The organism is Fulvivirga imtechensis AK7 (genome assembly GCF_000331535.1).
Taxonomy (GTDB): Bacteria; Bacteroidota; Bacteroidia; order Cytophagales; family Cyclobacteriaceae; genus Fulvivirga; species Fulvivirga imtechensis.
This window is the reverse complement of sequence record NZ_AMZN01000164.1, coordinates 1-13,036: the sequence shown is the minus strand read 5'-3', so window position 1 is coordinate 13,036 and position 13,036 is coordinate 1. Positions and strand designations below refer to the sequence as shown.

Annotated in this window: 4 protein-coding genes and 1 other RNA gene; 3 read left to right on the top strand and 2 right to left on the bottom strand. The window is 44.0% G+C overall.

Annotated elements, in window-relative coordinates; genetic code table 11:
* Positions 1–230: 230 nt before the first annotated feature.
* Positions 231–640: a transfer-messenger RNA gene (gene ssrA / locus C900_RS29590) on the bottom strand.
* Between the two features lie 397 nt (positions 641–1,037).
* Complete coding sequence (locus C900_RS27495) at positions 1,038–9,968, bottom strand: Ig-like domain-containing protein (RefSeq protein WP_040497698.1); 8,931 nt, start codon at positions 9,966–9,968, stop codon at positions 1,038–1,040.
* Between the two features lie 234 nt (positions 9,969–10,202).
* On the opposite strand from C900_RS27495, the gene C900_RS27490 reads away from it, so the two are divergent.
* The 3 genes from C900_RS27490 (at position 10,203) to C900_RS27480 (ending at position 12,838) form a co-directional block, all read left to right on the top strand.
* Entirely contained in the window at positions 10,203–10,997 is a 795-nt protein-coding gene (locus C900_RS27490; RefSeq protein WP_009583764.1) for a DUF481 domain-containing protein, read from the top strand.
* 114 nt (positions 10,998–11,111) lie between these two features.
* Positions 11,112–12,215 (top strand): DNA polymerase III subunit gamma/tau, encoded by a 1,104-nt coding sequence (gene dnaX, locus C900_RS27485; RefSeq protein ID WP_009583763.1) that lies wholly within the window; start codon positions 11,112–11,114, stop codon positions 12,213–12,215.
* 71 nt (positions 12,216–12,286) lie between these two features.
* Positions 12,287–12,838: a hypothetical protein gene (locus tag C900_RS27480; RefSeq protein ID WP_009583762.1), complete on the top strand. Its 552-nt coding sequence runs from the start codon at positions 12,287–12,289 to the stop codon at positions 12,836–12,838.
* Positions 12,839–13,036 lie beyond the last annotated feature (198 nt).

The following is a 13,036-nucleotide window of genomic DNA, read 5'->3' as shown; positions in this document are numbered from 1 at the left end:
AAACCCTCTCCTCGGGTTCGAATCTGAAAGGGCTATAAATAAAAGGAGAACTGCTTTTCGACAATTCTCCTTTTGGATGTGGAGCCGGAGGGATTACTCATACCCGCAACCATGCCGCACAAACCCCTCGTGAATTCCGCTGCGCTACATTTCAAACCCTCTCCTCGGGTTCGAATCTGAAAGGGCTATAAATAAAAAGGAGAACTGCTTTTCGACAATTCTCCTTTTGGATGTGGAGCCGGAGGGATTCGAACCCTCGTCCAGTGAAGGCAACTATCGTGTCTTCTACATGCTTAGTTGTCTTTGGATTTTCGAGTAAAGCGAGGTAGACAACCACCGAACTTTACCTTAGCTGCGATCAATTTCGCACTGACATCACAGCCCTGCCAGCACTAGTCCTGCTGAGTCGACATTCCGAAATCAAAACCTGCAGAACATCGGTTTTGTGGAACGTGGCCCGGTCCCGCTTTGGCGGTGACCGATTAAAGCCTTATGATCTCAACATCTGAGTCGAGATTAGGCAGCCATGGCGTAATTAGATTCGCCAATTGTGTTGTGGAACTATCTTTCAAGGCTCTCATCCCATGAGCCTGCATGCTTACCCACGTAATCACACATCCTGTCAAAACCGGTCGGCCCCGGTTTTCAATAAGTATTACAAATATACGGGTAATTTAGTTCGGCATACAACCATATGTCCATCGAATTTAATGATAAAATGTGGATGGACGTTTCCGTCTATTCGGGTCTTAAATCAACCATACTTTCAGAAGGGGCTTTCGACTTATCTCATCATAATTTAATTAGTGTCTATAAGAAAACGCCAATTATGCTCGTCCCAAAAATGTTCATCCCAACAACTATAACAACTGTACGGGACTCCGCTTTTTGGCACTTCATCACGCTCTTTAGCAAGAACGTTTTCTTTAACCCACCTAGAGTTTTCTTACAATCACTATATAGTTAAAAAAGCACACAATCAAAAAAAGCCACCCTCGCGGGGTGGCTTTCATTTTCAATAACCTTTAAAATTATATCTATTGCTTGATCAACAAGTTGGATTGCTTGAAGCCTCCGTCTTCTGACATGATAGTAATAGTATATGTTCCTCTGGACAAGCTTCTGGCATCTATATCGGTTTTCAACTCACCGTAAGAAGCCTGTACTTTTCCTTTGTATACCATTGCACCGTAAATGTCATGAAGAACCACTTCGTATCTTCCATCGTTGTCTACAGCCATAGTTACAGATATTCTGTCTCTGAATGGGTTAGGGAAGGTAGTCACTACATCCTCCATTACCTCATCAGGTACTGTATTCTGGCTGGCAATTCTATGCTGTCTGCTCATAGAAGACTCACCACCGTTAAGACACATAATACCGTCTACATCAAAACCATCAGCCGCAGGGCCAAAGCCTTTGTAGTTAATATCGGATGTATCAACGATCTTCACATATTGGATCTCATACAGACCGCTAGGCGCTATATCAAACTCCGTGTCCTTACAAGCAGTACCTACCAGGTAGAAATCGGTTCCATTATTGGATACATAAACGTCTGCCGTTTCAGGGTATACCTCACAAGAATCTTCGAAGTCCATATAGGACGTTTCGTAAACCATGAAGTCATTTCCTGGCAGGTCGACAATAATATTATCCAATTTGATAGTGATTGATCCACCGAATCCTAATGATACGAAGTTGTAATCCGTATTCTCTTCAGGAGCGCCTAATGCGTTGGCAGGATTACTTCTACGAGGAGGGATCATGGTTCCCTTCTTCCTTAATCCTTGGTTGAATTCAACTACTTCACCTCCAACACACGAGTTTGTTACATCAACTGCATTCATCACCATGTGCAATACCTTCTCTGGCTGCTCAGGTACATTGGTCATGAGTAGCAGATCTTTCTCGTATGTTCCTGGCTCTATCTGAGGAAGAGATGCATCAAAAGTAACTGTTACATCCATAGACTCTCCGCCAGGTACCACACCTTGTTCGGGATCTACTGTTAGCCAGGCAACACCTTCGTATAATACTTCAACTTCATCGATCTGTGCATACCAATCCCAATCACCTGTGTTAGGATCGTAGTAATGCCATCTCAACATCATTGTTGACGCACCAACAAGATAATCATCCAAAGCTATGCTCACAAACTCACCAGGAAGAGCGAAGAAACCGCCATGATCCTCATTCCATCTGAGGAGGTTGGTCCATGTGGCGCCTCCATCAGTACTGATATCCAGATCCAGGAAATCTTCATTCGCAAAGTTTTGGTAGTTCACATAATACTGTACGTGAACGCCTGTCTTACCGGCAACATCAATTGCCGGGGTGATCAGTTCTGTATCAAATTCTGCACTACCTGCCGCATCACTATTGGCGATAGCTGATTTACCCTTACCTCCGGTATAATTTTCATCATCAGATTCCCAAACTACACCACTACCTTCATTATCCACTAATGTCCATCCTGCAGGAGGGAAAGTCTCTCCTTCGAAGCCTTCGAATAGTATGCTTTCTCCTTCCATGAATACAGCAGGTCGTGAATAGTCAAGCTCACGTGATTTACCTTTGTCCTGCTGCATTTTAGCGCGCCTCTCTTCGCTGTAGTCCCTCTTTCTCCTGAATACACCAGGCACTGGCTCATCACCAAAACCGGCAAATCCAAATCTCAGGTTGGCTTCTCCTGTATTGCTAATAGTAACCGTATGATTCCTCATGGTCCCTATGGCTACGTCACTGATTATAGTATCAGGTTCAACCGCCAATGCCGGAGGATTGATCACCTCAAGCGTCACAGGTATGTTCACTGCAGACTCGTCAGGGTCGTTGCTGAACACTATGATCTCGTCATTATAAATACCCTTTTCGAGATGAGTAGCATCAAAAGTTACTACAATTTCAACAGTCTCACCGGCAGCTACATTTCCAAACTCAGGATTAGTGGACAAGAATGGTATTGGCGCTTCGCCATCCCAGATATTCAAGTCATCCAGATCCATTGTCGGACCTGCCACTTCCATCAGAGACAGTATCACTACCTCTTCTATATCACCGGCAAAGCCCTGCCCTGTAAACACTGCTTCTTTGTTAATATACACAGTAAATTCTCCTGTTGCACGTTCAGCCTCCACTTTCAGGTCTGTGTAAGCGGTGTCAATGGCATCCGCTACACTTTCAAATACAGCTCCACCGGCTCCATCATCAACAAGTGCATCGATAGAGTTATCAGGATTGATCTGTATTCTTGTTACAACCAAACCTGCCGTTGGCGACTGAGGTATCAACTGCCAGGTAACACCTGACCCTTTTACACTCATATCCACTGTAAAAGAAGATGTAGGTTCAGTACCTACTCCCACCGAAGGAGTAACTGCTACAGATTGACCAAGCCCATCGGCCAGTCCTCTGAAGTGTTTCTCGCCACTGTCAGGATTTTCCGTTTCAACAGTCCAGTTGCCAAATTGGGCAAACCATCCGTTTTGACCATTAATATCACCGGTAGCAAAGCTTTCAAAGTCAGTACCATAAACCAGTGTACCGGCATTTCTGCTCACTCCATTGTGTGGCACGGCTTTTTTGCCAGCAAACAGATCCCCGCTATATGGCGATGTTCTTACGCTGGTTTCCTTTCTTGGCAGCTCTTTCTTGCTTACTGAAACAATCTCACTGTCCTTCATGAATCCTCCTAACTGATATCTCAGTACACTCTCGCCATTATTGGTAATGCTCAGGGTCTGAGTATCGGAGAAGCCAGCCACCAACAGTTGCTCCAAAGATGTAGGATTCACCTCTATATCAGCAGGCTCCAGCACTTCCATGATCGCAAACACCGAAGCAACAGGCAGGTTTACCGCATTGCTGTTTACCAGTATACCGGCAAAATATTCACCTGATTCGAGCTTAGAAGCATCAAAAGTAACATCTATCGTCAACTCCTGGCCTACCGGAACCACACCTGTTGAAGGCGAAACAGTTAACCAGGTATTGGCATCAGCAATGATCTCAACATCATCTATTTGTGCATAGAAATCCCAGTCTCCACTGTTAGGGTCATAGTATCTCCAGCGCAATTGCATTTCAGATGCTCCGCTCAGGTAATCATCCAGCTCCACTACGACAAACTCACCGGGAGCGCCAAAGCCTGTTCCATGTGACTCATTCCAACTGAGTATATTAGTCCAGGTAGCTCCACCATCTGTGGTTATATCCAGATCAAGGAAATCAGAACCGATGAAGTTGCGATAGTTGGCATTGTATTGAACCACAACATTAGATCTGCCTGCGATATCTATTACAGGTGTGATGAGTTCAGTGTCGAATTCAACGCCTTGATTAGCATCGCTATTCACAGCGGCAGCTCCGCCTGACCCAGCCCAGTTATTGAGACCATGTTCAGCGAGGGTACCCCAAACCAATCCGGTGCCTTCGTTATCTTCTACAGTCCAATTGGCAGGAGGGAAAGCGCCACCATCAAAGTTTTCTGCGAAGATAGTCTCACCAACAACCAGTTGAACAGGAGTAGGTTTGCGCGTAAGCTTAGCTTCGTAAGCCATACTCTTCTCAAACTTCGCTTTGGAAGCTGTAGGGATCTGCACTTCACCCATTTCCCTGTTTTGATTGGCAAGGTCAGCGCCAAATACGCTTATATCAAAATTAAGCGGTTGTCCACCTTTGTTCTTTATCTTAAACTGGGTGGTTTCCTGCTCCTTGTAATTCACTACTTGTTCAAGTACCTGAGGCGCTACCTCTACTGAGGCATCTCCTGTTACTGTGAATTTAGTAGGAATTTCTATATCAGGATTTGATGCTCCATTGATATAAACCAACAGGTCTTTGTAGTAAGTCCCGTAATCAATGTTAGAACCATTAAAATTAACATCTATTGTTATACTTGACCCTGCAGGGATCACTCCCTCAGATTGTGATAAACTCAGGTAAGAAGGTATTAACCTGCCTTCATAAACTTCTAGGTTATCCATATCAAAAGTAGGGCCTGCTACTTCCATAAAAGAAACAACAGTCACAAACTCCAGGTCGGTAGAGAAGGCTTTTCCTTCAAATACCTCAACATTATCGATATAGAATTTATAGTTTCCTGATGTCTTATCCACCTCAAAAGCCACATTGAAGTAGTTTCCTGGAATGGTATAAGCCAATGTATCCAACGCAGCGCCTCCGGCTCCATCATCAGAAACCATCACTACATTACCGATAGGATCAAAGATCACACGTCCGTTGATAGCGGTTGAAGATTCGGTAGAGATCCACCACGATGCACCGGTTTGGAGATTAACATCCATGGATGCAGTGGCTACGGCCTCACCGCCTACAGGCAGTTGAGGTGTAAAAGCTGCTGACTGACCTAAGCCATCAGACAAGCCTCTGAAGTGTTTATCACCACTGGCAGGATTATTACCTTCGACTCTCCAGTTACCGAATTGCCCTGTCCAGCCTTGCTGTCCGTTGATATTGCCAATAGCAAAGTTTTCAAAACCGGTGCTATATAATTCATCTCCGGCTGCTGTTTTACCAGCGCTTCCTTTCACTACAGCTTTTGCAAGCCCCAAACGATCTCCTGCAAAAGGAGTTGTTCTTGGAGGCTTATTCACATATAATGGATTGTAAGTAGCAGGCTCCGCCTCAGGGGCGCTGTTAACGATATCGATCTCAAATTGAGCATCCAGAGAACCGTTATTGGTTAGTGTAATAGTGCGTGTAGCTGACAATCCTTTAATGACAGTCACATCCAGGAACTCAGGTGTAGCCACTACAGCAGGTCCCAAAACGTTCAATGATACCGGTACCTGAACCAGATCATTTACAGGATCATTGGAAAGGATATTGATATTAGCCTCATAGAATCCGGCCTCTAATCCCTCCGCGCTTACATTTACTTTTACATCTATAGACTCTCCGCCGGCCAAAGTGCCACTCTCTGTATCAACCGACACAAAGCTTGCGCCTGAAAGCCACATGATAGCGTTGTGATAGAAGGTAGGAAGATCTCCGGTCCATCCGGGAGCACCGCTTCCATTACTTGGCAGAATATTCACAGCTACTACGTTATCATTGGCAGCCGCAAAATGATTACCATCAGCCCAGTCAGCCAGCAAAGTTGCTCCTGATGTAAGGCCTGGATTTTGCCACAGGTAGCTATTGCCGATACTTGTAACTCCCTCCATTACAGGATGGTTCGGTGCATGGATAGTACCCAGATTTACACTACCGCTAAGGTCGGCCGTAGCTTTGGTAAATGGTCCGTAGTTTTCGTTAATGAACCTACCTGCCAATTCCCATCCTGCATAGTCATAAGCAAAATTATTTACAATAACTTTTCCTCCCTGATCGATATAATCTGCCAATAAGTTGCCAATAGCAGCAGGGCTAATGCCTCCACCTTCTTGCCATTTAGTATTATTAGTGGTGATGATCACATCGTATCCTTCCACATCGGTAAGGGAGATAGATGGAAGTGAAGATTCAGGGAATCTTGTCACATTGATGTCAGGGAAAGCTAACATAGTCTCCACATCAGTAATATCATCGTCAGGAGTAAGTAGCAATACTTCTACGGTGCTGGCCGCCAGACTCACATTTGACATCACTTTCATACCACTGAAATTGCTGGTTAGCGGTTGCTTAACACCATCTGCCATCCGCGCTCTGCCTGCCGTAGCAGGGAAGTCCATGCTTACAGAAGCAGGACCTTCATCAGCGGAAGCCACCTCAATAGTAAACTCAAGGTCAGCAACACCATTATTGGTGATGGTTAGTATAGCAGAAGTGGTGTCTCCTCTTTCCAGTTCAAATTCAAAGGAAGAAGGATTCACAGCTATTATTGGTGCCTCAACACCATTACCGCTTACAGGCACATGTACCTCAGCATTTGTAGTGTCATTGCTCACAATTATGATCTCACCAGTAATCTCTCCGAGTACAGAAGGACTAAACTCTACTACAATTTCTTTATTCCCAAAAGGCATAATACTAAAAGTAGTATCTGATGCTACGGTAAAATCAGAGGAAGTAGAGTTAATATCAGTTACGGTAAGTATTTCCGTACCTCCGTTAGATATAGTAAGGGTTCTTGTATCTGTCCCTCCTACGAAAGTGTCGTCAAAAACCAATGAGTCGGGATCAACATCTATTACAGGTTTGCCAGTGCCTGTTACGCTCATGGTAGCAGGTACCATGAAAGAAGGATTAGCAGGATCATTGGTCTGTATCTGTATTATATTTTCATAAGTTCCGCCAAATAATCCGCTGGCATCAAAGGTGATCTCAATCTCCTGATCCTCACCTGCAGGAACTGTTCCGCTGGTGATATTGGCACTAAGGAATGGATAGGTATCCAGTACGCCATCGTAAATATCAATATCATCCATGAAAAACTCTGAGCCGGTACCTTCCATAGGTGAAAGAAGCACCACCTGCTCAATATCGCCTGCAAATGCCTTTCCGGCATAAACAAGTTCGTTATTGAAATACAGGTTCATATCCAGAGTTGATCGGTTAACCACCAGTTTAAGGTCGAAATATCCTGAGGGTATTTCGTGCGGTACGGTCACATAATCACCTGCGTCACCATCCAGAATAGATAACCCTCCATCGGCATCAAAGCTGATCCTGGTCACTACTAGTTCGGCTGTTGGCGACTGAGGTATTACCTGCCACGTGGTACCGCTGCCTTCTATTTTCACTTTTGCAGTAGTTGACGAATATTCTTCCTCGCCTATTCCTACATTAGGACTAAAGGCAAGCGAATTAGTGCCTGCGCCGGTTGCAGCGGCATATACGTGCCTAGTACCTGCGTATGGCATGGCATCGCTCACTACCCATGCAGCATTGGCAGACCAGCCGTCCTGGCCGTTAAGACCACCAAGTGTAAACGACTCGAATCCGGTAGAATATTGAGAACCTTCAAGCAGTTGAACATCCCCGGCTGGTGCATAAGCTTTCGTGGTGGAAAGTACTTTAGCATGAGGTTTAATATTTTTGGAAGCAGAAGCCGATGCAGGCGTAAATACTGTTCCTCCAAAAGAAATATTAAAATCCAGTGGCCCCTGGCCGCCATTGCTAATGGTCAATATTTGGGTTTCAGTCTCTCCTGTTTCCAGATCGGCAGTCATAGATGAAGGTGATACTGAAGCCAGCGGCACATCATCTGTTGTAGCCGATACTACATTGCTGATAGTAGAAACGTTACCGAAAAAATCTGCGGATTTGATAGCAAAATAATATTCGGTAGCTGAGTTAAGCCCAGTAACAGTGAAAACTTCGGTAGTTCCGGCCACAGACGCCTTTGGAGGATCTGCCACCGGTGTTGCGCTATCAAAATTAGCTGCGGTAATTACTGAAGTTGAATACCTGATGTCATAAGAAGACGCAGAACCATTCCCGGCATCTTCAGGAGCAGTCCATTGCAAAGTAACACTTGAAAGGTCTACATCCGTCACTGAAAGATCTGTAATAGCTTCAGGCGCCACACCATCATCTTGTTGTAATGCGGCAAATGCATTGATACGTCCTGAACCCAGGAATTCAAGTCCTGGCAGAGGATCAGTAGTTTGCTCAATACGCGCTCGTATCTGATCCGGTGTAATATTGCCTATATTTTGTGATAAAATAAGGGCTGCAAGTCCTGATACGTGCGGACATGCCATAGAAGTACCGGAAATCGATGAGTACTGGTTATTAGGAAATGTACTCAATACGTTAACAGCCGGAGCTGCAACGTCCACCCAATCTCCTCTGTTAGAAGACACATATTCATTATCATTATGATCTGTACCGCCTACGGCCAGTGTTGGCTCGTAAAAGCCAGGGTAGTAATTGCTGAATGAGCCGCTGTTACCCGCAGCGAAGATCACCAGACCTCCCTGCATAGGTCCAACAGGATCACCATTTTCATCGTATCCTGCTTCAGCAATAAAGTAGTCTATTGCATCTAAAACTGCTTGTTCAAATACATTTGGTGAAGTATATCCCCAACTATTTTGAGATATTACCGCGCCATTGTCGGCTCCATAGATGTAGGTTTCAGCGAAACCTCCTGTACCAAACGCTCCAAAAGCTGCACATGACATCAGTCTCACACCATTCCCAGAGCCATCGCCACCGGCCACACCAGCTACACCAATACCATTGTTGGTAACGGCAGCTACGGTACCACCCACATGCGTACCATGCAGGTCGGCAGCTATTTCACCGGTATCATCACCGAATCCATAGCCATAGATATCATCCACATAGCCGTTGTTGTCATCGTCAATTCCATTGCCAGGAATTTCGCCAGTGTTGATCCACATATTAGCGGCAAGGTCTTCATGGTCAACATCAATACCACCATCGGTCACCGCTACAATTACCTGGCTGTTACCTGTTTCAAGGTTCCATGCCTGAGGCAAACTTATGTCTGCTCCCGGTGTACCACCCGTCTGGCCTGTGTTATTGTAGTGCCATTGATTAGGGTATTGAGGGTCGTTAGCATCGGTGTTCAGAGGCATCAAAACAGCCTCCTTCATCATCTTTTCATAACCATCAATACTTTTTTCGTAGATAGGTTCGGCATTCCTGATCTCTCTCAGGCGGGCAAAGTTAGACACTGCCTGATCTACATCAGTAGAGGCATCAAAACGCACCTCATACCACAGATGTAATCCATGTTTGCGGTGCTTTTCTTCAAATTTGCCCCCGTGCCGGAATACCCGCTTCATGTTGCTGGCCCGGCTTTGTGATAAAGCCTGATCCAAAGAAGCGTTTCCGGTTCTTAAATATCCCTCCGGGGTCCGGGACATTTGTGCTGTTTCCAAATAAGATGCTGCTGTCTCATCCAGCTTAATTCTAATCACCCCCTGGTGGACTGCCGCCTTGTGCTGTGCGAGAGCCTCCTGGGTGAAAAAAATTAGTGAAATAAGACAAAAGCATGAGATTTTCCATAATAAATAGATTTTTTTCATGCTAGGTCGGTTTAGATTAATTAGGGTTTATTAAAATGGAGATGAAGGTCCCAATTTGAATGTCATTTAACAAGCTTAAAATGAGATATTAAGCACATATGTAACTTTTATATCAAAATTATAATTAAAATCTCATTCCGTATGCTTAAACTTGTAAGTTTACCCTCTCTACTCTTAGCTTCACAAAAGGTCATTAAATTTCCCTGTCTCCCATAACCTTCTTAATTTCGTGGCATGAACAAACTAGCCACCATCTTTATTATACTTATTTGCAGCGCTGTATGTCAATCTCAGATATTAAAAATCGACAAAGGAAACATCCATTCTGACTCTTCCGGTTATTTTATGGGAGCGGTCAACCTGAATTTCAATATTAACAACAGAAGCGCCACGGCAGAAAAGGACATTAAATTTGTTGGGCTCGAGGCCAATGCAGACGTAGCATATATCGCTGATAAACATGCCTATATACTAATCAATAAGATTAACTACTTTAAGTCTACAGGGGGTCCGCTACTTAGTACAGGCTACGCACATTTCAGAACAAATTTTCTCAGAAGAAAAAAGCTGTCGTATGAATCATTCACTCAAATCCAATACGATGATGGAAGAAATATGCCTTTTAGATTCCTTTTGGGCGCAGGGATAAAATACCGGTTAGCCTCCACTGAGAAAGCCCAACTCTTTATCGGCATCGGAGGAATGTTTGAAAAAGAAAACTGGAAAAGTATTGAAGATGAACACAAAATTATAAAAAAGGAGATTTGGAAAACTACCAACTACATTAACGGAAAGATCAGGTTTAATGAGCATGTAAGTTTTAATACGGTTTTTTATTATCAAGGGGGGTACGATGAAGAAAGTGAGCTTTTTAGGTCACGAATTAGTGGAGATGTGGTTCTACAAATGGAACTTTCTCAGCGTCTTTCCTTCACTACAACTTTTACAGCTCAGTATGAAGATAAACCCATTATTTCGATTAATAACTTCGTGTATTCCCTCACAAATGGTTTAAAATGGAGTTTTTAAAAAAATGAGATTATAAAAAAGTTCACAATTGTACTATGCTCAAATTATGGAGTTCCAAAGTTTTTTAATCACAATTCACTTTCGGTTTTCACTTTCACTTGCTAACTTCGAGCGATGGAAAAGTTTGTAGTATCAGCGAGGAAGTATAGACCGACAGGTTTTGATGAGGTAGTTGGCCAGGAACATATTACAACAACGCTCAAAAATGCAATTGACAACAATCAACTGGCACAGGCCTTATTATTTTGCGGGCCTCGCGGTGTTGGCAAGACTACCTGCGCCAGAATTCTGGCCAAAATGATCAATAAGTTTGATGAGAATAGCGATGGTAGTTCTCTGAATATTTTTGAGCTGGATGCTGCTTCAAACAATTCCGTTGATGATATACGGAACCTGATAGACCAGGTCCGATATCCACCTCAGTACGGGAAGTACAAGGTATATATAATAGATGAGGTGCATATGCTCTCTAATGCAGCTTTCAATGCTTTTTTGAAGACATTGGAGGAACCACCTTCCTATGCCATATTCATTCTTGCAACCACTGAAAAACATAAGGTTATACCTACTATCCTGTCTCGTTGTCAAATATTTGATTTCAACAGGATACAGGTAGCGGACATTGCCCGTCACCTTAAGGGTATTGCCGATCGTGAAAGTATCAGCGCTGAAGAAGAAGCGCTGCATCTGATCGCTCAAAAGGCTGATGGGGCTTTGCGTGACGCCCTATCGATATTTGACCTGATCGTCACATTTTCATCTGATCGCCATGTCACCTATCAGTCTACCATCAGCAATCTTCATATCCTGGATTATGAATATTACTTTAAAGTGGTCGACCACTTATTGACAGAAAATCTTTCGCAGGTACTGCTCATATTTGATGAGATACTTAAACAAGGGTTTGACGGTCATAATTTCATTGTAGGCCTGAGCGAGCACCTCCGCAACCTGCTGGTCTGCAAGGACAATGCCACTGTTGACCTGATGGAGGTGCCTGCAAACACCAAAGAAAAGTATATCGAACAGGCCAATAAGGCATCCTTGTCATTTTTACTCACAGCACTAAACATAGCCAATCAGTGTGATCTGAGCTATAAAAGCAGTAAAAATCAACGCCTGCACGTGGAGCTGGCGCTAATGAAGCTCACTCATGTAAATGCCGCGGTAACCCTGGCTGCTCTGCCATCCGAAGAGCTAAAAAAAAAAGTAGTATAACCTCAGGCAATGACGAGGACGTTCAGCCTGGCCCGGAAAATAAAAAGCCTGAAGAAACACCTTCGGGACGAGTGCCTTCGGAAACGAACGCTGATAGCAGTACGATCAATCAGCCGCCCCGGCCTGTAAAAAGACTTAGCCAGTCTAAGCTTAAGCCCACAGCAAAAATTCCCACTGACCTCAATGCATTAATTGACAAGAATGACGAGGCGGATGAAGACACCGCTAAAGACGATGAGGGAGATTTTTATGGCAATGATCCATTTACCTTCGAACAGTTGCAGAAGCACTGGAAGGATTTTGCGGCCCTCAAGAAGTCGGAAGGTAAAGATGCTGAACATATGGTGCTTCAACAAGATATCTACCTAAAGGAACTCACAACGGTGGTCATAAAACTCACCAATGCAGTTAAAATTGATATCCTTGATCGCTTTAGGTCAGATCTGGTTACTCATTTAAAGAGCAAACTGAATAATGGGAAACTGGTTCTGGAAATTGAACTGGTGAAGGAAGAAGCAAAAAGGATGATCTATACCAATAAGGAAAAATTTGATTATCTGGCAGAAAAGAAGCCTATTTTAAAACAACTGAAGGACAGGCTTGGGTTGGACCCGGACTTTTGATAGCTATCCTACTCTTAATCTAACGTGAGTTCGATATATAAAGCTTAAAAAAGGGCAGTCATCCTGCCTGTCCCGAGCTTGCCCCGGGGAGATGACCACGCGATGAAGGGATGAGTTTATATAAAAACCAAGTCATCCTGAGGCAACCAACAACTTCAGTTGATTTTGTGGATAATGACATTATACCATCATTAACCA